Source organism: Halopseudomonas sp. (assembly GCF_036961105.1).
In the GTDB taxonomy this organism is placed as follows: domain Bacteria; phylum Pseudomonadota; class Gammaproteobacteria; order Pseudomonadales; family Pseudomonadaceae; genus Halopseudomonas.
The window spans coordinates 479,525-501,576 of record NZ_JBALWW010000001.1 but is presented as its reverse complement, the minus strand read 5'-3'; the positions used below and the strand labels follow the sequence as shown (position 1 = coordinate 501,576).

Below are 22,052 nucleotides of genomic sequence, written 5' to 3'. Positions count from 1 at the left end.
TTGTAATTATTGTTGTGACGATGCCATCTAGTGTTGTGGCGCCGAGTATAATGCCAATTGCGTCTCAGAACGATAACTATTCCTATCTTGAGTTACTGCTTTGCTTGTAGCAAGTGAATGAATGCCGTCGGCCGATGCTCAGTGCGCCCTGCTTCCAAACTCAGGCACAAAAAAAGCCGCCTGGGGTGGCCCCGGGCGGCTTTGGTTGCTCGGCTGAACTATTTCATTCCCACTCAATAGTCGCTGGCGGCTTGCTGGAGATATCGTAGGTCACCCGCGATACGCCGCTGATTTCGTTGATGATGCGGTTGGACACCAGCTCCAGAAACTCGTAGGGCAGGTGCGCCCAACGGGCGGTCATGAAGTCGATGGTTTCTACCGCACGCAGGGCAATAACCCACTCGTAGCGGCGACCATCACCAACGACGCCCACCGACTTGACCGGCAGGAAGACGGCAAAGGCCTGGCTGGTTTTCTGATACAGATCGGCGCGGCGCAATTCTTCGATGAAGATATGATCGGCGCGGCGCAGGATCTCGGCGTACTCCTTGCGCACTTCTGCCAGGATACGCACGCCCAGACCCGGACCCGGGAAGGGATGACGGTAGACCATGTCGTAAGGCAGGCCCAGCTCCAGACCGATCTTGCGCACCTCATCCTTGAACAGTTCACGCAGTGGCTCGACCAACTCGAACTGCATGTCGTCCGGCAGGCCGCCGACATTGTGGTGCGACTTGATCACGTGCGCCTTGCCGGTCTTGGCACCCGCAGATTCGATCACGTCCGGGTAGATGGTGCCCTGCGCGAGGAACTTGATGCCCTGCAGCTTGGTGGCTTCTTCATCGAAGACTTCGATAAAGGTACGGCCGATGATCTTGCGCTTCTCTTCCGGGTCGGTCACGCCCAGCAGGCGTGAGAGGAACTTGTCTTCAGCGTCGGCACGTACCACTTTCACACCCATGTTCTCGGCGAACATGGCCATGACCTGCTCGCCTTCGTGCAAGCGTAGCAGGCCGTTGTCGACGAACACGCAGGTCAGCTGATCGCCGATGGCTTCATGCAGCAGCGCGGCAACCACGGAGGAGTCCACCCCGCCAGAGAGGCCCAGCAACACCTTGGCGTCACCCACCTGCTCGCGCACGGTGGCAATGGCATCTTCCACAATGTTGGACGGCGTCCACAGTGCCTCGCAACCGCAGAGCTCAAGAATGAAGCGCGATAGAATCCGCTGGCCCTGCTTGGTGTGGGTGACTTCCGGGTGGAACTGCACGCCATAGAAATGACGGCTTTCGTCGCCCATGGCAGCGATCGGGCAGCTTGGCGTGCTGGCCAGAATATGGAAGCCATCGGGCAGGCTGATGACCTTGTCGCCATGGCTCATCCACACGTCCAGACCGAACACGCCGTCGGCGCTGACCGCATCCTCGATGCCCTTGAGGAAGTCGCCCTGGGCCAACAGATCAACGCGAGCGTAGCCGAACTCCTGCTTGTCGGAACCCTGGACCTTGCCGCCCAGCTGTTCAGCCATGGTCTGCATGCCGTAGCAGATACCCAGTACAGGCAGGCCCAGCTCGAACACCACTTGCGGCGCACGGGGCGAACCTTCCTGCGTGACTGACTCCGGGCCGCCGGCGAGGATAATCCCCTTGGGAGCGAACTCACGGATTTCTGCCTCGGTCATATCCCAGGCGCGAATCTCGCAATACACGCCGATCTCGCGTACGCGGCGCGCAATCAGCTGTGTGTACTGGGAGCCGAAATCAAGAATCAGAATGCGATGCGCGTGAATGTCGTGCAGGGCCATGGGCTTTCCTCAGGAAAATGACATAGGGCTGAAATTCGAAAGCTGAAGGCCGGACAATACGTTCGGGTGCGGCACCAGAACGCGCTATCCAACCTTCAGCTCCAAGCCTTCAGCGAAACAAACTCAACCAATACGGTAGTTCGGCGCTTCCTTGGTGATCTGCACATCATGCACGTGCGACTCACTCATACCGGCTCCAGTAATACGCACAAACTCCGGCTTGGTGCGCATCTCTTCGATATTACCGGCACCGGTGTAACCCATGGAAGCACGCAAGCCGCCCATCAGTTGGTGAATGATGGCCGACAGTGAGCCCTTGTAAGGGACGCGGCCTTCAATACCTTCAGGCACCAGCTTTTCGGCCCCGGCGCTGGAATCCTGGAAGTAGCGATCCGAAGACCCCTGGCTCTGCGCCATGGCACCCATTGAGCCCATGCCGCGATACGCCTTGTACGACCGCCCCTGGAACAGCTCGACCTCGCCCGGTGCCTCTTCGGTACCGGCAAACATGGAGCCCATCATTACCACAGAGGCGCCGGCAGCAATCGCCTTGGACAGGTCGCCGGAGAAGCGGATGCCGCCGTCGGCAATCAGCGGCACGCCGGTGTCCTTGAGCGCGGCAGCCACATCGGCAATCGCGGAGATTTGCGGCACGCCCACACCCGCGACGATACGCGTAGTGCAGATGGAGCCGGGACCGATGCCCACCTTGACGGCATCTGCACCGGCTTCCACCAGCGCCGTGGCCGCCGCAGCAGTGGCGATATTACCGCCCACAACCTGGATGTCGGGGAAGGTCTGCTTGACCCAGGTGACGCGATCCAGCACGCCCCTGGAATGGCCGTGTGCGGTATCAACGATGATCACGTCAACGCCGGCCGCTGCCAGAGCTTCAACACGAGCCGGGGTTTCCGGGCCAGTACCCACCGCGGCACCGACCAGCAGCCGACCCTGGTCGTCCTTGGCGGCGTAGGGATAGGCCTTGGCCTTCTCGATATCCTTGACGGTCATCATGCCTTTGAGGTGGAAGGCGTCATCCACGATCAGCACCTTCTCGATGCGGTGGCGATGCAGCAACTCGCGAACCTCGGCAGCGCTCACCCCTTCCTTCACGGTGACCAGCTTTTCCTTGGGCGTCATCACATCGCTGATCAACGCGTTCATGCGCGTCTCGAAGCGAATATCCCGGGCAGTAACAATGCCGACCAGATCGCCGCCGGAGAGTACAGGCACACCGGAGATGTTGTTCTGACGAGTCAGTTCAACCAGATCGCCGACGGTGGCACTGGCGTCGATGGTGATCGGGTCCTTGACTACACCGGACTCGAACTTCTTGACCTTGCGTACCTCAAGCGCCTGCTGCTCGATGGTCATATTCTTATGAATGATGCCCATGCCACCTTCCTGCGCCATGGCAATGGCCAAACGGGCTTCGGTGACGGTGTCCATGGCGGCGGACAGCAAGGGGATATTCAGTTCAATACGCCGGGTTAGCCGGGTCTTGAGGCTGACGTCTTTCGGCAGCACCTCGGAGTATCCGGGCACCAGCAGAACATCGTCAAAGGTAAGGGCTTCTTGGCTAATACGCAGCATGGCAGGGCTCCCGAGCGGGAAAATGGAAGCGCGCCATTATACCTATCGAGGGGCTTGCACTCAATTACAATGATGCGGCAAAGCGAATTTACTTTGCGCCTGCCCCTGGCGGCAGCGAATGCACTAGAATGCCCGCATGAATGACGATGCCCTGTTCAAACAGCTCGGTGCCGAGCGTGACGTGCTCAGCGTCAGCCAGCTCAACGCCCGTGCCCGCCAATTGCTGGAAGACGTGTTCCCGCGTATCTGGGTTGAAGGCGAGCTATCCAATCTCGCCCGCCCCTCCTCCGGCCATCTGTATTTCAGCCTGAAGGACGATAAAGCCCAGATACGCTGTGCCTGCTTTCGTCAGCATGCCGCGCGCCTGAAGCTGGCAATGAAGGATGGCCTGCAGGTGCGTGCACGCGGCCGCGTGAGCCTGTATGAGGGCCGCGGCGACTACCAGTTGATCGTCGACAGCATAGAGCCTGCAGGCGACGGCGCACTGCGCCAGGCCTTTGAGGCACTTAAAGCAAAACTGCTGGCCGAAGGCCTGTTCGAGCAAGGCCTGAAGCGCCCGCTGCCAGCGCATCCGCGCCGCATCGGCGTGATTACCTCGCCCAGCGGCGCGGCGGTGCGCGACATCATCAGCGTATTTCAGCGCCGCGCGCCCTTTATCGAGCTGGTGATTGTGCCCTCCGCCGTACAGGGTAGAGAAGCTGCGCCACAGCTGGTGCGCGCGCTTGAACTGGCCGACCGCGGCGGGTTTGATGCTTTGATCATCAGCCGGGGTGGCGGCTCGCTGGAAGACCTCTGGCCGTTCAACGAAGAGATGGTGGCGCGCGCAGTGGCCGGCTGCAAGACGCCGATTATCAGCGCGGTAGGCCATGAAACCGACGTATCCATCAGCGATTTTGTGGCCGACGTACGCGCGCCCACGCCGTCGGCTGCTGCCGAATTGCTGAGCCCCGACGCGCAGGCCTTGCTGCGCCAGGTCGAGCAGTTGGAACGGCGCCTGGTGCAGCGTGTGCGCGAGCGCCTGGCACGCGCTGGCTTGCAATTGGCGCACCTGCGTCAGCGCTTGCGCCACCCGGGGGAACGCTTGGCTCAGCAGGCGCAACGCCTGGATGAACTGGAGATTCGCATGCGTCGCAGCCTGCAGCAGCGCCTGACGCAGCAGCAGCAAACCCTGGCACACCTGCGCACCCGCCTGCAGACGCAACACCCTGGGCGCCGCCTGGCGCAGTCGCGCGAGCAGCTACAGCAGCTCGACCAGCGCCTGCCCCGCGCTATGCAGCAGGTGCTGCGACTGCAGCGCAGCCGGCTTGAACAGGCCGGGCAAACCTTGCACCTGGTCAGCCCTCTGGCAACCCTGGGCCGCGGCTACAGCATTCTGCTGGATGAACAGGGCAAGGCCGTTCGCAGTGCCAAAGAAACCAGCCCAGGGCAGCAGCTCAAGGCCAGGCTGCACGATGGCGACGTGTCGCTGCGGGTAGAGACCGGCGCGCCCTACACTCTTTCATTACTGGATTGATAATGCGCAAACTGCTGCTGAGCGTGCTGCTGGGGATTTTCAGCCTTGGCGCGCACGCCGATGGTTTCATAACCCGACTGCTGAACCACCCGGTTCCCGGCGGCGTCGCTGTGGTCGGCCTGCCGCAGCAGACCGAGGCGCCACGCGCGCAGTACGATGGCAAGCCGGTGCTGATCATTCGCGAAGATGGCGAGCGCTGGATTGCGATTGTCGGCATTGACCTGAAAACCCCGCCCGGTGCGCAACAGCTGCAACTGGGCAACGGCCAGCAGATCACCTTTCAGGTACGCGGCAAGGACTATGAGCAACAGCACATTACCTTGCGCAACAAGAGCCAGGTGAATCCCGCGCCGGCGCAACTGGCGCGCATACAGCGTGAGCTGGACGAACAGTTGGCCGCCTACGCCCGCTTCAGCCCGCGCCAGCCGAGCAATCTGATGCTGGATCATCCGGTGCCAGGGCGGCTGTCCAGCGCCTTCGGTCTGCGCCGCTTTTTCAATGGCGAGGAGCGTAATCCGCACTCGGGTCTGGATTTCGCCGCTGCCGCAGGCACACCCATCAAGGCACCTGCGGCCGGCGAGGTGATTCTGACCGGCAACTACTTCTTCAATGGTAATACCGTTTTCGTTGACCACGGTCAGGGGCTGATCAGCATGTTCTGCCACCTTTCGCGCATTGACGTAAAAGCAGGCGATGAAGTGGCGCGCGGTGGGGTGCTGGGCGCAGTTGGCGCTACCGGTCGAGCCACCGGCCCACACCTGCACTGGAACGTCAGCCTGAATGGCCATCGCGTCGATCCGGCGATCTTCATTGGCGCATTCCAGCCCTGAAGCCTGCGCGCTGCTGTCGCTGTCTACACCCAGTTTCGACGCACCTGCGATTACTCCTCCCCTGCTACCCTGGCGTTTTGCGCAAAACACTCGCAAAAAGCCGCAAGGATGCAGCACAAAATGCGCATAAAGCGCTCCTTACGCGAGTTTGTGCCAAATATATATTCTCTATTGAAATGACGATGCGCAGTCATTACCTTTACTGCAACAAACGTCCAATATTAACAACCTGTCTTCACGAGAGATCAGGCAGCAAGGGAATACAACCATGAGCATGCTCAACGACCCCTCCAGCAAATATCGCGCCTTTCAGCCGATTGATATTCCGGACCGTCAGTGGCCGTCCAGAACCATCACCGAAGTGCCCCTGTGGTGCAGCTCGGATCTGCGCGATGGCAACCAGTCGCTGATCGAACCCATGGACCCGGTACGCAAGCTGCGCTTCTTCAAGACCCTGGTCGCTATTGGCATGAAGCAGATCGAGGTGGCCTTTCCTTCCGCCTCGCAGACGGATTTCGACTTCGTGCGCAGCCTGATCGAGGATGGGCACATTCCGGATGACGTTACCATTCAGGTGCTCACCCAGGCGCGCGCCGATCTGATCGAGCGCACCTTCGAGTCCGTGCGCGGCGCCAAGAAGGCCATCGTTCACGTCTACAATGCCACCGCGCCCAGCTTCCGCCGCATCGTCTTCAAGCAGGACAAGCAGGGCGTCACCGATATCGCGGTGAACGCCGCCAAGCTGATCAAGGAGCTGGCCGCCAAACAGCCGGATACCCAGTGGACTTTCCAGTACTCGCCGGAGATTTTCACCTCCACCGAGCTGGACTTCGCTGTACAGGTTTGCGACGCCGTGCTGGATGTGTGGCAGCCAACGCCCGACAACAAGGTGATTCTCAATCTGCCGGCTACGGTTGAGGTCTCGACCCCCAATATCTATGCCGATCAGATCGAGTGGTTCTGCCGCCACATCAGCCGCCGCGACAGCGTGCTGGTCAGCCTGCATACCCACAACGACCGTGGCACCGGCGTAGCTGCTACCGAGCTGGGTCTGTTGGCCGGTGCCGACCGCGTCGAGGGCTGCCTGTTCGGCAACGGCGAGCGCACCGGCAACGTCGATCTGGTCAACCTGGCGCTGAATCTCTACACCCAGGGCATCAACCCGGGCCTGGATTTCTCCGACATTGATGCCGTGCGCAAGGTAGTCGAGGAATGCAATCAGCTGCCGGTGCATCCACGCCATCCCTATGTCGGTGATCTGGTGCATACCGCCTTCTCCGGATCGCACCAGGATGCCATCCGCAAGGGCTTTGCCGTGCAGCAGAGCGAAGGCGTCTGGGAAGTGCCCTACCTGCCGATTGATCCCGCCGACATCGGCCGCAGCTACGAGGCGGTGATTCGCGTCAACAGCCAGTCCGGCAAGGGCGGCATTGCCTATCTGCTGGAGCAGGAATACGGCATCAGCCTGCCGCGGCGCATGCAGATCGAGTTCAGCCAGGTGGTGCAGGGTGAAACCGACCGCCTCGGCCTGGAGCTGAGCGCTGCGCAGATTCATGGCCTGCTGGAACGCGAGTATGTGCAGGCCACCAGCCCCTACGCGCTGATTCGTCACCGTTTGCAGGAAGAAAACGGCACCAGCGCCGTGGATGTGGAAGTGCTCAACAAGGGCGAGACCCTGCACTGGCGCGGACTCGGCAAGGGACCGCTGGAAGCGCTGGTCGCCGGTTTGCCGGTGAAGGTGGAAATCATGGATTACCACGAGCACGCAATCGGTTCCGGCAGCAACGCCAAGGCCGCTGCCTACATTGAGATTCGCCTCGACAACGGTCGTCCGCTGCACGGCATCGGCATCGACGAGAACCTGACCACAGCGAGCTTCCGCGCCCTGTTCAGCGCCCTCAACCGCGCCCTGCGCCAGGCCGAGGCGCGCGCCGCCTGAGTTCTGCCCTGCCAACGACAGGCAGGCCGCAGACACAAAAAAGCCAGCATGCTCGCTGGCTTTTTTGTGTGTCTTTCACAAGTGCAATCACAAGTGCAAATGGCCTAAGGCTCAGCGCCTGTCCTTGCTCTTCTTCTTCGACTTCTTGTTGTGGCTCATCAGGCGGCGCTTCTTGTTGACCTGACGTTCGGTCAGCTTGTTCTTCACTTCCGAGTAGGGGTTGTCACCACCCTTGTACTCGACGCGAATCGGCGTGCCGGCCAGCTTGAGTACCTTGCGGTAGGTATTCTCGAGATAGCGGGTATAGGAGCGCGGCACCGAATCCACCTGATTGCCGTGCACGATGATGATCGGCGGGTTCGAGCCACCCAGATGCGCATAACGTAGCTTGATGCGACGACCGTTCACCATCGGTGGCTGATGCTCGGTAACCGCATCTTCAAGAATTTCGGTCATGCGCCGCGTAGGAATCTTGGTCATGGCGCTTTCAAACGCCTTGTCTACTGACTTGTAGAGTAGACCCACGCCACTGCCATGCAATGCCGAGATAAAGTGCAGGTCGGCAAACTGGGCGAAGATCAACCGGCGCTGCAGTTCAGTCTTGACGAACTCCTTCTCCTCGTTGGCCATGCCGTCCCACTTGTTCACGGCAATCACTAGCGCGCGCCCGGCTTCGAGCACAAAGCCCAGCAGGTGCAGATCCTGCTCGACGATGCCTTCACGGGCATCGACCACAAAGATCACCACGTTGGCGTCCTGAATGGCCTGCAGGGTCTTGATCACCGAGAACTTCTCGATCGCCTCGAATACCTTGCCGCGACGCCGCACCCCGGCGGTATCGATCAGCGTATAGGGCTTGTCGTGGCGCTCGTAGGGAATATAGATGCTGTCGCGCGTGGTACCGGCCTGATCGAATACCACCACCCGGTCTTCACCCAGCATGCGGTTGACCAGGGTCGACTTGCCCACGTTCGGGCGACCGATTATGGCTATCTTGGTGCCTATCGCTTCAACGACTAACGGCACGCCGTCTTCGTCGGTGGCTACCTTGTCCCAGACCTCATCATTCAGCACGGCGTCCAGCATCGGATTGATGTTGCGTCCATGCGAAGCTGAAACCCCCAGAGGCGCACCCAGACCAAGCTTGGAAAACTCGCCCAGGATCGCATCCGGATCAGCACCGTCAATCTTGTTGGCGATCAGATAGGTGTGCTTGTTGCGCTTGCGCAGATGTTCGGCAATCAACTCATCGCCTGCGGTGCGGCCCGCGCGCGCGTCGACCAGGAAAAGCACCGCGTCGGCCTCTTCAATGGCCTGCAGCGACTGCCCGGCCATGATCATGTCGAGGCCTTCCTCTTCGCCAGTGATACCACCGGTATCGACCACAATATAGGGTTTGCCCTGCCACACCGCTTCGCCGTACTGGCGATCGCGGGTCAGACCCGACACGTCGGCCACAATGGCGTCACGACTTTTGGTCAGACGATTGAACAGCGTGGATTTGCCGACGTTCGGCCGCCCCACGAGGGCGATAACAGGAACCATGATCACTCCGCGCACGCCTGGCGTGCCAAGAAAACAAAACGGCCGCTGCGCAATCGAGCGCAGCGGCCGGGAAAGTATAACCTGTTTCGGTTTACTGCAACTTGTAGGCCACCAGGTCGCCGCTGTTGCCGAACACGTACAGGGTATCACCCAGCGCAATCGGCTGTGCCCGCAGACCATCGCCGTCGACCTTGACGCGACCTACAAGACGGCCATCGGTCTGGGCCAGCAGATGCAAGTAACCTTCAAAGTCGCCCACCGCCACATAACTGCTGATGGCCACGGGGGCTGTCAGTTGGCGACGCGCCAGGCTGTCATTGCTCCAGAGCTCGCTGGCGCTGCCGTCGTCAAAGGCTTCAACTGTGCCGTTGGCTTCGCTTACGTATACGCTGCCGAATCCAACACCGGGCGCCACGTAAGTAGAAGCCGGGTGCTGCCACAAAGGCCGGCCAGACTGCGCGTCCAGCACGGCGAGGTTGCCTTGAAATGAACCGACATACAGCTTGTCATCGGCCAGCAGCAACTCACCGTCGATATCCACCATGCGCTCCAGCTCGGAACGACCCTGCGGCTGAGCGATGCGCTGCTCCCACATGGGAATCCCGCTGTCCGCAGCCAGCGCCACAACCTTGCCACTGGCCAGGCCGGCGAATACTTGACGCAAGTTGACCACCGGCGTGCTATGACCGCGTACGGTCAGCACCGGAAGGCTGGATTCGTAAATCCAGCGCTGGTCGCCGCTGCTGATATCCAGGGCCACAAGCTTGTCGTCCTGGGTCTGCACTACCACTACATCGCCATTGGTCTGCGGCGGCGCCAGTACTTCGCTGGTGACCGACTTGCGCCACTCTTCAGTACCATCGGCATCGTTCAGCACTATGACCTGGCCATCCAGGGTGCCAACCATCACGCGTCCACCACCGGCGCCGACAGCACCTGATAGCGGCTCATCCAGCTTGACCTGCCACTTGACCGAGCCATCTTCGCGATCCAGCGCAACCACACGTCCCTTGGCGTCAGCCGCATAGAGCGTCAGGCCGTCCATCGCCGGGGTAAGGTTGTTGAACAGCTTGCCTTGCCCATTGCCTATGTTGCGCTTCCAGACGCGCTCAAGACTCACCTCGGAATCGAACTTCTGTAGTTCAGCCGGGGGTAATTCCTTCTTACTGTTACTGCCGCAGCCGGCAGCAACCAGTGCGGCCAGAGCCAGGGCAACATAACGAGACTTCAAGTTCACTAGACTTCCTCCGCCAGATCATCCAGCTTGAGTTGCAATTGGGGCCGCGTCGAGGCGTCCTCCAATGCTTCCTGCGCTGTTTTGTAAGCCTCGCGCGCTTCATCATCACGGTTCAGGCTGAGCAGCAGATCGCCCCGGATCTCCTCGCGCGAGGCACGCAGTTCGGCGCCCTCAATCGGAGCGGAAAACAGCTCCAGAGCCTCTTCCGCACGTTCCTGCTGGGCCAATACGCGAGCCAGACGCTGCCGCGCGACTTCTTGCAGTGCGCTGTCCTGGCTACCATCGATGACTTCCCGCAGGCTTTGCTCGGCTACCGGAAAATCCTTGGCTTCCACTGCCAGGCGCGCCTGCATGAGCGCGGCGAAATCGGCGTAGCGGGTGCTGGCATACTCTTCGCGCAGCTGCGCCGCCAATTCGGCTGCGCGGGCACGGGAAGCTTCAGAATCACTGGCCAGCACCGACTCCAGCATCGACTGATAAAGGGTCGAAGCGTTGCGCGCCTGAGTATCCTGATAATTGGTCCAGGCGTTCCAGCCAAAGACCCCGGCCAGTGCGATGGCTACACCGGTCAGCAAGGGTGCGCCATGTCGACGCCACATATCCTTGAGCTTCTCTACCTGTTCTTCTTCTGTCTCGTAAGCCACCCTTCACTCCTTAGCCTTCAACAAGCGATACGTTTGTCGCTCAGATAATCTGTGCAAGCCGGGCCGGCAATTCCTGCCAACCCAGATTTTCCTGTTCTGCTTCGGTGCGCAGCGGCTTCAAGCCGATCTGCTGCTGCGCCACTTCGTTCTCACCCAGCACCAGCGCGTAGAGCGCGCCGGACTTGTCGGCCTTCTTGAACTGACTCTTGAAACTGCCGCCGCCGGCATGCACCACCAGCCGCAGTCCGGGCAAGGCATCACGCAACTGCTCGGCCAGCCGCAGCCCCGCAGTCACGGCAGCCTCGCCAAGAGTGACGAGATAGACATCAACCTGACGGGCCAGTTCAGCGGGTACCTTGTCCAGCGTCTCGATCAGCAGCAGCAGGCGCTCGATGCCCATGGCAAAACCCACTGCAGGGGCCGGCTTGCCCCCCAGCTGCTCCACCAGACCATCGTAGCGACCACCAGCACAAACCGTGCCCTGGGCACCAAGCTGGTCGGTCACCCATTCGAACACCGTCAGCCCGTAGTAGTCCAGCCCGCGCACCAACCGCGGATTGATTTCGTAGGGAATGCCCACGGCGTCCAGCAGGGCACGCAGCTCGGCAAAGTGCGAGCGCGCCTCGTCGTTCAGATAATCCGCCAGTTTGGGCGCGCCCACCAACAGTGCCTGGGTCTCGGGATTCTTGCTGTCGAGTATCCGCAGTGGGTTACTGGACAGGCGTCGCTGACTATCTTCATCAAGCTGCTCGAAACGGGCGTTGAGATAGGTCACCAGATCATCGCGGTAGCGGGCCCGATCGGCGCTGGTGCCCAGGCTATTGAGCTCGAGCTTGACCGCCCCATCGATACCCAGGCGCTGCCACAGGCGCCAGGACAGCGCGATCAATTCGGCGTCGATATCCGGACCAGTCAGGTTGAACGTCTCTACACCTACCTGGTGAAACTGACGATAGCGACCTTTCTGCGGGCGTTCATGGCGAAACATGGGCCCGGTGTACCACACTTTCTGCCCAGTACTGCTGCCCAGCAGGCCGTGTTGCAACATGGCGCGCACGCAGCCGGCAGTGCCTTCCGGACGCAGGGTCAGGGAGTCGCCGTTGCGGTCCTCGAAGGTGTACATCTCCTTCTCGACAATGTCGGTGACCTCACCAATCGAGCGTTTGAACAGCTCGGTCGGCTCGACAATGGGCAGGCGAATCTGCTGATAGCCGTAGCTGCCAAGCAGATCGGCCACGGTCCGTTCAAAGTGCTGCCAGAGCGCGCTGTCGGCGGGCAGAATATCGTTCATGCCGCGCACGGCTTGCAGGGTTTTCAAAGCATCTTTCCTTTCAATTGTCGCCTCAGCCGCGGACGATGGTATTGGCGTCCAGCGCCTGCTTGGCGGCAATCTTGTCGCGAATCATTTTTTCCAGCCGGTCCACCAGTTCGGCGTTGTCCACCTTCTGGTCCGGCTTGCCATCCTGGTAAATAAGGTTGTTTGGCGAGCCACCCGTCAGGCCGATATCTGCCTCCTTGGCCTCGCCCGGCCCATTGACCACACAACCGATCACTGCCACATCGAGCGGCGTCAGCACGTCGTCCAGTCGGCTCTCCAGCTCGTTCATGGTCTTGATTACATCAAAGTTCTGCCGCGAACAGCTGGGGCAGGCAATGAAATTGATGCCGCGCGAGCGCAGGTGCAGAGATTTGAGGATATCGAAACCTACCTTGATTTCCTCGACCGGGTCAGCGGCCAGAGAGATGCGGATGGTATCACCAATCCCTTCAGCCAAGAGCATGCCCAGACCCACCGCCGACTTGACGGTACCCGAACGCAGGCCACCGGCCTCGGTTATACCCAGGTGCAGCGGCTGTTCGATCTGCTCCGCCAGCAGGCGGTAGGCGCCCACAGCCATGAACACATCGGAAGCCTTGACGCTGACCTTGAAGTCCTGAAAGTCGAGCCGGTCCAGATGATCAACATGGCGCATTGCCGACTCAACCAGCGCTGCCGGCGTTGGCTCACCGTATTTCTTCTGCAGGTCCTTCTCCAGCGAGCCGGCATTGACGCCGATGCGGATCGGTATGCCATTGTGGCGCGCGGCGTCGACCACCGCCTTGACGCGATCTTCACGGCCGATATTGCCCGGGTTGATGCGCAGGCAATCAACGCCCAGGTCAGCCACGCGCAGCGCGATCTTGTAATCAAAATGGATATCGGCGACCAGCGCCATGCGCGTCTGTTTGCGAATTTCGCCAAAGGCCTCGGCCGCTTCCATGCTGGGAATGGAGATGCGCACTATGTCAGCGCCTGCCGCTTCAAGGCGCTGTATCTGGCCCAAGGTGGCGGCGACGTCACAGGTTTCGGTATTGGTCATGCTCTGCACGGAGATGGGAGCATCGCCTCCCACCAGTACCGAACCGACTTTTATCTGCCGGGATAGGCGGCGCTTGACCGGCGAATGATTATGCATAACGGAATAACCTCTTACTGACCCAGGCGCAGGCGAGCTACGCCCGACTGACTCTGTTGCGGCAAGGTAACTGGCTCACCCCGGTAACGCAGGGACTGCACGGCACTGCGATCGCCGATCACCAGATCCAGAGCACCGTCGTGGTCCAGCGTGATGGACTCGCCCGGCTGCATCAGGCGGCTGTGCAATACCGCGCCATTCACCGCCTTCACCTGCACCCAGCAATTGGCGTTGAAGCTCATGCTCAGAGTGGCACCGGCAGAAGCTGCAGCTGTTTGGGCAGCCGGCGGGGTGCTCTCGGTCTCTGCTGTCACGGGTGAGGTCGGTGTCGAAGGTGCACCATCGGCGCTCTCGGCGCTCTCAATGGTCTCCTCCGCCGGGGCGACCGCTTGACCGCCAGCCGTCTCGCCGGTAGCGATTGCTGCTGCGGTCTGAGCATCTACAGTGTCTGCGTCGCTACGCAGACCGAGCTGCTCATCGGTTAATGTTTCGGCCTGCTCGGCAATGGAAGGCGGCAGCGTCAACGCGTCGACTTCTACCTCGTCGAGCAGCCCACCCTCTTGGGACCCGCCCGGCACAGCGGCTGGCGAAGCCTCTTCGCTGCGGTTGTCGTACCACCAGACCAAGCCAGCAATAAGCACCAGCAACACCAGCAGACCGACCCAGCGCATCACCCCGCTACCGCTACGCCGGGGTTCGGCTACACGACTGATGCCGCTGACCGGGCGCTCGCGCACTTCTATCCCACGATAACGATCGAATTCCACGGCCAACCGGTTGGGGTCGAGGCCGACCAGGCGGGCGTAGCTGCGAATGTAGCCACGCGCAAAGGTGTCACCGGGCAGGCGGTCGTAAAAGCCGTTTTCAATGCCTTCCACAGCGGCTACCGAAATTTTCAGGTTCTGCGCGATTTCGACCTGTGTCATCTTGCGCTCGGTACGTGCAGCGCGCAGGGTTTCGCCGGGATTGCTCAAGCGTTGCTGTTCGGTCATGCCTGCAGGTGCCTCATGAGATTCGGAACTCATGGTTATTCAGACTCCATAAGCGCTTTCGCTTCGGGGCTGGCGGGATAGAGTCGCTTCAGCTGCAACGCGTAGCTGGCAGCGCGGTTATGATCATCAAAGCGTTTTGCCAGCTTGATACCCAAATCCAGGCTGGCGGCGTTCTGACCGGACATCTCGGCGAAGGCGCGATAGTGCTGCCAGGCCGGCACGTAATCCTGCGCCTGGTATTCCAGTTGTGCGAGTTCGAACAGGGCCCGCGGCTGGCGGCTGTTCAGGCGTAACGAGCGCTCGAAGCTTTCACGCGCCTCGGTAGTGGCGCCCATGCGCTGATGGGTAATGCCCAGATTCTCGAAAACCCGCGAGCGTTCGCTATAGAGGGTATCCTTGGCGGCTTGTTGAAAATACCCCAAGGCCTCGGGATAACGCTCGCGATCCAACAGAAAGGCACCGTAATTATTCAAGATGCGCGCATTGTCGGGCTCGGCACTCAGGGCTGCCAAAAAGTGCTTCTCGGATGTCTCGTATTCACCCTCGTACTGAAACACCAGTGCCAGCGCCGTATTGGCAGAGGCTGATTTAGGGTCCAGCGCCAGCGCTTCGCTGAGCGGCTTCTTGGCTCGCTCGGTCTCGCCCTTCTGCAGATAGCCAAGGCCCAGTTGAATATAGGCATCGCGCGCCTGAATCGGGTCAACCTTGCGGCCGGTATCACCGGTGGTAACGCAGCCGCCCAATAGCAGGCTCAGCGTTAACATCAGGACTGCAGACTTGCTCATGCGTTCATCCTTCCTGGCTGAAATAGGTTAGTGACTGCGGCCGGGGGCCGGTACTACGCCTTCCGCTTCAGCGGCTAGCTGGCGTACCGCAATGTAGCGCTCACTGCGGCGGGTTTTGTCCATTACCTGCCCCACCAGTTGCCCACAGGCGGCGTCGATATCCTCACCGCGGGTGGTACGTACAGTGACGTTATAGCCGGCCTGATGCAACATGTCCTGAAAGCGGCGAATGGCATTGTTGCTGGGCCGTTCGTAGCCTGAGTGCGGGAAGGGGTTGAAGGGGATCAGGTTGATCTTGCAGGGAATGTCACGCAGCAGCTCGATCAGTTCGGCCGCCTGCTCCGGGCTATCATTCACGTCCTTGAGCAGCGTGTATTCAATAGTCAATGAACGCTTCTCGCCCAGACCGGCAATGTATTTCTTGCAAGCCGGCAGCAATACTTCCAATGGGTACTTCTTGTTCAGCGGCACCAGCTGGCTGCGCAACTCGTTGTTTGGCGCATGCAGCGACAGTGCCAGAGCGACATCGGTGATTTCGCCCAGCTTTTCGATCATCGGCACCACGCCCGAGGTAGACAACGTCACCTTGCGCTTGGAAATACCGTAACCCATGTCGTCCATCATCAGCTGCATGGCATCGACGACATTGTCAAAATTCAGTAGCGGCTCACCCATGCCCATCATCACCACGTTGGTCACCGAGCGATCCACAGTGGCAGGCACAGAGCCGAAGGACTTGTTGGCAATCCACACCTGACCGATGATTTCGGCCACGCTCAGATCGCTATTGAAGCCCTGCTTGCCGGTCGAGCAGAAGCTGCAGTCCAACGCACAGCCCGCCTGGGATGAAACACAGAGCGTGCCTCGTCCGTTTTGCGGAATGTATACCGTCTCTACGCAGCTGCCCGAGGCAACCCGCACGACCCACTTGCGTGTGCCGTCACGGGAAATATCCTCACTGACCACTTCGGGACCGCGAATCTCGGCGCAGGCCTTGAGCTTTTCGCGCAGGGCCTTGCCGACATTGGTCATGTCATCGAAGTTGTCGACACCATAGTGATGAATCCATTTCATGACCTGGCCGGCACGAAAACGCTTCTCTCCCAATCCTTCGAAGAAAGCTTCCAGTTTCTGCTGTGTCAAACCCAGCAGATTGGTCTTGCTGGTGGCATTGTTCATGGTGGTCACATCACTTGGTTGAACAGATAAGAACAAGCTTAGCGCGGGCAGAGCTCGGTTTCGGCAAAGAAGTAGCCGATTTCGCGCGCAGCGGAGGTAGCAGAGTCTGAGCCGTGTACTGCGTTGGCATCAATGGACTCGGCGAAGTCAGCGCGGATAGTGCCAGCCGCCGCTTCCTTGGGGTTGGTCGCGCCCATCAGGTCGCGGTTTTTCAAGACTGCGCCTTCGCCTTCCAGCACCTGCACAACAACCGGGCCAGAGGTCATGAAGCCAACCAGATCCTTGAAGAAAGGACGCTCTTTGTGCTCGGCGTAGAAGCCTTCGGCGTCAGACTGTGACAGCTGAACCATCTTGGCAGCAATAACGCGCAGATCGGCCTGCTCGAAGCGGCTCAGGATCTGGCCAATAACATTCTTGGCAACGGCATCGGGCTTGATGATGGACAGGGTGCGTTCAACGGCCATGTAACTCTCCAGACAGTATTTTCGGATTGAAATGATAAAAGATGGTTAACCTGCGGATTATACGCAGGTTAAAGACAAATAGATAACAGGCGATGGGTTCCCGCCGGGCGGTCGCTTCAGGCCGCCTGACGCAGCCGGCTGACCGCCTGACAGATGACCTCGATTGCGCGTTCGATGTCCTGCTCTGTGGTGAAGCGCCCCAACGACAGGCGAATCGAGCTATGCGCCAGCTCGTCGCTCAAACCCATGGCGCGCAGCACGTAGGAGGGCTCCACCGCTGCAGAAGTGCAGGCCGAACCGCTGGACAGCGCCAGGTCCTTGAGGGCCAGCAGCAACAGCTCGCCATCCACCCCGGAGAACGCCAGATTGAGGTTGTGCGGCACACGCGCTTGAGCGCTGCCGTTGAGCGACACACCAGACAAGGAGGCCAACCCGGCCAGCAGCTTATCGCGCAGCACGGCCATGCGCTCATTTTCTGCCGCCATCAGCTTGCCAGCCAGCGCAAAGGCCTCACCCATACCCACCAACTGGTGGGTCGCCAGGGTGCCAGAACGCATGCCCCGCTCATGCCCGCCGCCATGAATCTGCGCTTCCAGCCGCAGCGGCAAACCACGGCGAACAAAGAGCGCGCCTACGCCCTTGGGACCATAGGTCTTGTGCGCACTGAACGACATGAAGTCGACTTCCAGCGCCTTCAGGTCGATAGGCAGTTTGCCGGTCGACTGCGCCGCATCCACGTGGAACAGCACCTTGCGCGCATGGGCCACCTGACCCAATGCGGCAATATCGTTAACCGTCCCCACCTCGTTGTTAACGTGCATAAGGGAGACCAGCACAGTGTCGTCGCGCAGGGCCGCGTGCAACTGCTCCGGGGTGATCACACCCTCAGCGCCCGGCTGCAGATAGGTTACTTCGAAGCCTTCGCGCTCCAGCTGCTGACAGCTATCAAGCACCGCCTTGTGTTCGATCTTGGAGGTAATGATATGACGGCCGCGTTCGGCCAGCGCGTGCGCCACGCCCTTGATCGCCAGGTTGTCCGACTCGGTCGCACCCGAGGTCCAGACGATCTCGCGCGGGTCGGCGCCGACCAGATCCGCGACCTGACGCCGAGCCAGCTCTACCGCTTCCTCGGCCTTCCAGCCATAGAGGTGCGAGCGCGAAGCCGGATTGGCAAAATTGCCATCCAGCGTCAGGCAGGCCATCATTTTTTTCGCCACCTGCGGATCAACTGGTGTAGTGGCCGCGTAGTCGAGATAAATGGGTTGTTTCATGCGCTTACCTCAGCGTGCACTGGTGTCGTCGTGAGCATCCATTGCCGTCTGCGTATCGTCTTTCAACAACTCGAAATCTTCACCACCCAGCACAGGCAAATCCTTGGCGCAGTAATCGCTGCCCAACTCGCTCAGCGCCTTGCACATACCCTCAAGACGACCATCCACCGCGTGCATATGATCCAGCATCTGGCCGATAGCCCGGGCCACCGGGTCCGGCATATCGCGGCTGACGCCATAGGCGTCGAAGCCCAGCTTCTCAGCCATCGCCTGGCGCTTGGCCTCCTGCTGCTGGTCGGCGGACTGATCCGCCTCCTTGAGGATGATGCGACCGGGAATACCCACAGCCGTCGCACCTGCCGGCACTTCCTTGGTTACCACGGCATTGGAGCCGATCTTGGCGCCCTTGCCCACGGTAAAGGGACCCAGCACCTTGGCGCCGGCGCCCACCACCACGCCATCTTCCAGCGTCGGGTGGCGCTTGCCCTGATTCCAACTGGTGCCGCCCAGGGTCACGCCCTGATACAGGGTGACATCGTCACCGATTTCGGCGGTCTCGCCGATCACCACACCAAAGCCGTGATCGATAAAGAAACGGCGGCCCAGCTTGGCGCCGGGGTGAATCTCGATACCGGTGAGCCAGCGCGCCAGGTGCGACACCATGCGCGCCAACAGGAAAGCCTTGCGCACCCACAGACCATGCGACAACCGATGCAGCCAGACCGCATGCAACCCCGGATAGCAGGTCAGCACTTCCAGCGTGTTGCGCGCAGCAGGGTCACGATGGAACACACTGGCGATATCTTCTTTCATGCGTGCAAACATGCTTAACGTCTCCGCGCACCGGATGCTTTGACTCCGATGGCCTTCTGGGTTTCGGTCAGGATGCCGCGCAGGATGTTCATTTCCATCCGGTTGACCTGGATGCGCCCGTACAGACGGCGCAAACGCGGCATCAACTGTCTGGGTTTCTGAGGGTCGTGGAAGCCGATTTCAACCAGCACCTGCTCAAGATGCTGAAAATACTGCTCCAGCTCCCCGGCGGTGGCCGGCGTTTCGTTCGGCAGCGCCGTGGTTTCGACCTTGTGCATCTTGGTCGGCGCGCCAGCGCGCTGCAGCGACTGCATGCGCAACTCATAGGCCAGCACCTGCACCGCCGCCCCCAGATTCAGGGAGCTGAAATCAGGCATCGATGGTATATGCACGTGATACTGGCAGCGCTGCAGCTCTTCACTGGTCAGACCGGAATCTTCGCGGCCAAATACAATGGCTATCGGACCGGTTTCTGCCGCCTCCAGGCGGTTCAACACCTCGTCTGCGGCTTCCCGCGGATCAAGCACCGGCCAGGGAATGCGCCGATCGCGGGCGCTGGTACCCAGTACCAGCACACAGTCGGCTATCGCCTCCTCCAGCGTCTCGACGATGCGCGCGCTTTGCAGCACATCGTCAGCGCCGGCCGCGCGGGAACTGGCGGCAGGATCGGGGAAGCGCACCGGATCGACCAGCACCAGCTCATGCAGGCCCATGTTCTTCATCGCCCGCGCCGCGCCGCCGATGTTGCCGGGATGACTGGTGTTGACCAACACCACACGCACATTATTCAACACTGCTGCACCTTTAACGAGCCTGAATGAACCCTGCATCTTACAAAAGCTGGTAGTCGATAGCCACGATGCATTCATGTTGCACGGGTTATCTGCTACAATTTCCGGCTTTTCATCTTCCTGACAGAGAAACATCCTATGCAGCCCATGCTGAACATCGCCCTGCGCGCCGCGCGCAGCGCCGGAGAACTGATCTACCGCTCCATGGAACGCATTGATGTTCTCACCATCGACGAGAAGGATGCTCGCGATTACGTCACGGAGATTGACCGCGCCGCCGAGCAGACCATCATCACCCAGTTGCGCAAAGCCTACCCGGATCACAGCATCCAGGCCGAAGAGTCCGGCTTTCAGCCCGGCCAGGGCGACGGCGCCGATACCGTCTGGATCATCGATCCGCTCGACGGCACCACCAACTTCATTCGCGGCGTGCCGCACTTTGCCATCAGCATCGCCTGCCGGGTAAAAGGCCGCATCGAGCACGCCGTGGTGTTCGACCCCATTCGCCAGGAAGAATTTACCGCCAGCCGTGGCCGTGGCGCCGCGCTGAACGGCCGACGCCTGCGCGTCAGCAACCGCAAATCCCTGGATGGCGCGCTGCTGGGCACCGGATTCCCGTTCCGCGACGATCAGATCGACGCGCTGGACAACTATCTGGGCATGTTCCGCAGCCTGGTTGGCCAGACCGCCGGCATCCGCCGCGCCGGCGCCGCCAGCCTCGACCTGGCCTACGTTGCCGCCGGCCGCTACGACGCCTTCTGGGAGTTCGGCCTGGCAGAATGGGACATGGCAGCAGGTGCCCTGCTGATCCAGGAAGCAGGCGGACTGGTAAGCGACTTTACCGGCGGCCACCAGTTCCTCGACAAGGGGCACATCGTTGCCGGCAACCCCAAGTGCTTCAAGGCAGTACTCACGGCTATTCAGCCGCACCTCACCTCCGGCATGAAACTCTAACCCCCCAGCTTCAAGCTACAAGCTTCAAGCGGCAAGCTACAAGCTGGCCGTGCAGGACTGTACAGAGAGGCTCACATCTTGATTGGTGTGGGTCTTTTTTGTGGGCGGAGTGTGGGCTGGAAGCTGGAAGCTGGAAGCTGGAAGCTGGAAGCTGGAAGCTGGAAGCTGGAAGCTGGAAGCTCAGGCTGAGCTGCAGGATTCCAGCGTCAAGTCTTACAACGTAAAAAGCCCACACCAGACTCCGGTGTAGGCTTTTTGATTTTAAGCTTCTAGCTTCTAGCTTAAGGCTTGCAGCTTGCAGCTGCATCGGCAAAGCCGATGCTAAGGCCGATCGTCGACCGCTTCTTCGATCTGCGGCGGGATCAGGTCGTCGCGGGTCAGCTTCATGCTGACCAGCAGACCGCCAGCGATGTAGATGGATGAGTAGGTACCCACGCCCACACCAATCAAAAGCGCGGTAGCAAAGCCGTGGATATTCTCGCCACCGAACCAGAACAGCGCTAGCAGCACCAGAATGGTCGAGAAGGAGGTAGCCAGGGTACGGCCCAACGTCTGGGTGGTGGAGATGTTGATGATGTCGGTCAGCTCGGTCTGGCGCATTAGTCGCATATTCTCACGCACCCGGTCGAACACCACGATGGTGTCATTGAGCGAGTAACCGATCACCGCGAGCAAGGCCGCAAGCACCGTGAGATCGAACGAGATGCCAAAGAATGAAAACACACCGAGGGTAAAGATCACGTCGTGGAAGAGCGCGACTATGGCACCGACAGCAAACTTCATCTGAAAGCGCAGCGACACATACAGCAGGATGCCGCCCAGCGCCAGCAGCATGCCGATGCCGCCCTTGTCACGCAGCTCTTCCCCTACCTGCGGGCCAATGAACTCTACGCGCTTGACCGATACTTCGCTGCCATCCTGGCGCTTGACCAGCTCGGCAATCTCGGCGCCTAGGTCAGGATTGTCACTGGGCAGGCGAATGAGCACGTCGGTCGAGGCGCCAAAATTCTGCACCACAGCATCGTTCCAGCCATTGCTGCGCAGCAATCCGCGAATCTCTTCCAGGTCAGCGGCTTCACTGTAGTTGAGCTCCACCAGCGCACCGCCGGTGAAATCCAGACCCAGGTTCAACTGTTTGACCACCAGGCTGGCAAAGGAGGCCAGCATCAAGACGATGGCAACAACGAAGAAGACCTTGCGCAGACCGAGGAAGTTAATGGTTTTGATATTGTTCATGGGTTG

The 22,052-nt window shown here is 60.3% G+C and carries 19 protein-coding genes; 4 read left to right on the top strand and 15 right to left on the bottom strand.

The genetic code is table 11. From position 1 onward, the window contains the following. Window positions 1–223 precede the first annotated feature (223 nt). Both guaA and guaB read right to left on the bottom strand, forming a co-directional pair. Window positions 224–1,804: a glutamine-hydrolyzing GMP synthase gene (gene guaA / locus V7756_RS02270; protein ID WP_335608536.1), complete on the bottom strand. Its 1,581-nt coding sequence runs from the start codon at window positions 1,802–1,804 to the stop codon at window positions 224–226. 123 nt (window positions 1,805–1,927) lie between these two features. Beyond that, entirely contained in the window at window positions 1,928–3,397 is a 1,470-nt protein-coding gene (gene guaB, locus V7756_RS02265) for an IMP dehydrogenase (RefSeq protein WP_335608535.1), read from the bottom strand. Window positions 3,398–3,533: 136 nt separating this feature from the next. Here guaB and xseA point away from each other — a divergent pair, with 136 nt between their 5' ends. The 3 genes from xseA (at window position 3,534) to leuA (ending at window position 7,679) form a co-directional block, all read left to right on the top strand. Then, entirely contained in the window at window positions 3,534–4,910 is a 1,377-nt protein-coding gene (xseA, locus tag V7756_RS02260) for an exodeoxyribonuclease VII large subunit (RefSeq protein ID WP_335608534.1), read from the top strand. A 2-nt stretch (window positions 4,911–4,912) separates the two neighbouring features. Continuing rightward, window positions 4,913–5,740, top strand: coding sequence for a peptidoglycan DD-metalloendopeptidase family protein (locus tag V7756_RS02255; RefSeq protein WP_335608533.1), 828 nt, complete (start codon window positions 4,913–4,915; stop codon window positions 5,738–5,740). Between the two features lie 268 nt (window positions 5,741–6,008). Further along, on the top strand, window positions 6,009–7,679 hold the full coding sequence (gene leuA, locus V7756_RS02250) for a 2-isopropylmalate synthase (RefSeq protein ID WP_335608532.1): 1,671 nt from the start codon (window positions 6,009–6,011) through the stop codon (window positions 7,677–7,679). Window positions 7,680–7,790: 111 nt separating this feature from the next. Here leuA and der read toward each other — a convergent pair whose 3' ends face one another. The 12 genes from der to V7756_RS02190 all read right to left on the bottom strand — a co-directional run bounded on the left by der (window position 7,791) and on the right by V7756_RS02190 (window position 19,895). After that, window positions 7,791–9,224, bottom strand: coding sequence for a ribosome biogenesis GTPase Der (der, locus tag V7756_RS02245; protein WP_335608531.1), 1,434 nt, complete (start codon window positions 9,222–9,224; stop codon window positions 7,791–7,793). A 91-nt stretch (window positions 9,225–9,315) separates the two neighbouring features. Continuing rightward, entirely contained in the window at window positions 9,316–10,455 is a 1,140-nt protein-coding gene (gene bamB / locus V7756_RS02240) for an outer membrane protein assembly factor BamB (RefSeq protein WP_442908940.1), read from the bottom strand. 5 nt (window positions 10,456–10,460) lie between these two features. After that, window positions 10,461–11,105: a YfgM family protein gene (locus V7756_RS02235; RefSeq protein WP_335608529.1), complete on the bottom strand. Its 645-nt coding sequence runs from the start codon at window positions 11,103–11,105 to the stop codon at window positions 10,461–10,463. A 40-nt stretch (window positions 11,106–11,145) separates the two neighbouring features. Further along, entirely contained in the window at window positions 11,146–12,423 is a 1,278-nt protein-coding gene (gene hisS / locus V7756_RS02230; protein WP_335608528.1) for a histidine--tRNA ligase, read from the bottom strand. A 25-nt stretch (window positions 12,424–12,448) separates the two neighbouring features. Beyond that, complete coding sequence (gene ispG / locus V7756_RS02225; RefSeq protein ID WP_335608527.1) at window positions 12,449–13,561, bottom strand: flavodoxin-dependent (E)-4-hydroxy-3-methylbut-2-enyl-diphosphate synthase; 1,113 nt, start codon at window positions 13,559–13,561, stop codon at window positions 12,449–12,451. Window positions 13,562–13,575: 14 nt separating this feature from the next. Further along, window positions 13,576–14,586 carry a RodZ domain-containing protein gene (locus V7756_RS02220; RefSeq protein WP_335608526.1) on the bottom strand — a complete coding sequence of 337 codons (1,011 nt, stop codon included), beginning with the start codon at window positions 14,584–14,586 and terminating at the stop codon, window positions 13,576–13,578. A gap of 2 nt (window positions 14,587–14,588) precedes the next feature. Beyond that, the gene (gene pilW / locus V7756_RS02215) at window positions 14,589–15,338 is read right to left on the bottom strand and encodes a type IV pilus biogenesis/stability protein PilW (RefSeq protein WP_335608525.1); all 750 of its coding nucleotides are present in this window, start codon (window positions 15,336–15,338) and stop codon (window positions 14,589–14,591) included. A gap of 27 nt (window positions 15,339–15,365) precedes the next feature. Beyond that, window positions 15,366–16,517, bottom strand: a complete 1,152-nt coding sequence (rlmN, locus tag V7756_RS02210) for a 23S rRNA (adenine(2503)-C(2))-methyltransferase RlmN (protein ID WP_335608524.1) — start codon at window positions 16,515–16,517, stop codon at window positions 15,366–15,368. Between the two features lie 38 nt (window positions 16,518–16,555). Further along, window positions 16,556–16,981 (bottom strand): nucleoside-diphosphate kinase, encoded by a 426-nt coding sequence (ndk, locus tag V7756_RS02205; RefSeq protein WP_335608523.1) that lies wholly within the window; start codon window positions 16,979–16,981, stop codon window positions 16,556–16,558. Window positions 16,982–17,097: 116 nt separating this feature from the next. After that, window positions 17,098–18,252 carry an IscS subfamily cysteine desulfurase gene (locus V7756_RS02200; RefSeq protein WP_335608522.1) on the bottom strand — a complete coding sequence of 385 codons (1,155 nt, stop codon included), beginning with the start codon at window positions 18,250–18,252 and terminating at the stop codon, window positions 17,098–17,100. 9 nt (window positions 18,253–18,261) lie between these two features. Next, on the bottom strand, window positions 18,262–19,077 hold the full coding sequence (gene cysE / locus V7756_RS02195) for a serine O-acetyltransferase (protein WP_335608521.1): 816 nt from the start codon (window positions 19,075–19,077) through the stop codon (window positions 18,262–18,264). A gap of 2 nt (window positions 19,078–19,079) precedes the next feature. Beyond that, on the bottom strand, window positions 19,080–19,895 hold the full coding sequence (locus tag V7756_RS02190; protein WP_335608520.1) for an RNA methyltransferase: 816 nt from the start codon (window positions 19,893–19,895) through the stop codon (window positions 19,080–19,082). A gap of 99 nt (window positions 19,896–19,994) precedes the next feature. Between V7756_RS02190 and suhB the strand changes: the two genes are divergently transcribed. Further along, window positions 19,995–20,810, top strand: coding sequence for a type III secretion system regulator SuhB (suhB, locus tag V7756_RS02185; RefSeq protein ID WP_335608519.1), 816 nt, complete (start codon window positions 19,995–19,997; stop codon window positions 20,808–20,810). Between the two features lie 321 nt (window positions 20,811–21,131). Here the strand turns inward: suhB and secF are convergent, their stop codons facing one another. Then, on the bottom strand, window positions 21,132–22,046 hold the full coding sequence (gene secF / locus V7756_RS02180) for a protein translocase subunit SecF (protein WP_335608518.1): 915 nt from the start codon (window positions 22,044–22,046) through the stop codon (window positions 21,132–21,134). Window positions 22,047–22,052: the final 6 nt, after the last annotated feature.

Coding starts and splice junctions, on each gene's coding strand:
- guaA (WP_335608536.1), bottom strand. CDS start 1,804: ATGGCCCTGCACGACATTCACGCGCATCGCATTCTGATTCTTGATTTC.
- guaB (WP_335608535.1), bottom strand. CDS start 3,397: ATGCTGCGTATTAGCCAAGAAGCCCTTACCTTTGACGATGTTCTGCTG.
- xseA (WP_335608534.1), top strand. CDS start 3,534: ATGAATGACGATGCCCTGTTCAAACAGCTCGGTGCCGAGCGTGACGTG.
- V7756_RS02255 (WP_335608533.1), top strand. CDS start 4,913: ATGCGCAAACTGCTGCTGAGCGTGCTGCTGGGGATTTTCAGCCTTGGC.
- leuA (WP_335608532.1), top strand. CDS start 6,009: ATGAGCATGCTCAACGACCCCTCCAGCAAATATCGCGCCTTTCAGCCG.
- der (WP_335608531.1), bottom strand. CDS start 9,224: ATGGTTCCTGTTATCGCCCTCGTGGGGCGGCCGAACGTCGGCAAATCC.
- ispG (WP_335608527.1), bottom strand. CDS start 13,561: ATGCATAATCATTCGCCGGTCAAGCGCCGCCTATCCCGGCAGATAAAA.
- V7756_RS02220 (WP_335608526.1), bottom strand. CDS start 14,586: ATGAGTTCCGAATCTCATGAGGCACCTGCAGGCATGACCGAACAGCAA.
- pilW (WP_335608525.1), bottom strand. CDS start 15,338: ATGAGCAAGTCTGCAGTCCTGATGTTAACGCTGAGCCTGCTATTGGGC.
- rlmN (WP_335608524.1), bottom strand. CDS start 16,517: ATGAACAATGCCACCAGCAAGACCAATCTGCTGGGTTTGACACAGCAG.
- ndk (WP_335608523.1), bottom strand. CDS start 16,981: ATGGCCGTTGAACGCACCCTGTCCATCATCAAGCCCGATGCCGTTGCC.
- V7756_RS02200 (WP_335608522.1), bottom strand. CDS start 18,252: ATGAAACAACCCATTTATCTCGACTACGCGGCCACTACACCAGTTGAT.
- cysE (WP_335608521.1), bottom strand. CDS start 19,077: ATGTTTGCACGCATGAAAGAAGATATCGCCAGTGTGTTCCATCGTGAC.
- V7756_RS02190 (WP_335608520.1), bottom strand. CDS start 19,895: ATGCAGGGTTCATTCAGGCTCGTTAAAGGTGCAGCAGTGTTGAATAAT.
- suhB (WP_335608519.1), top strand. CDS start 19,995: ATGCAGCCCATGCTGAACATCGCCCTGCGCGCCGCGCGCAGCGCCGGA.
- secF (WP_335608518.1), bottom strand. CDS start 22,046: ATGAACAATATCAAAACCATTAACTTCCTCGGTCTGCGCAAGGTCTTC.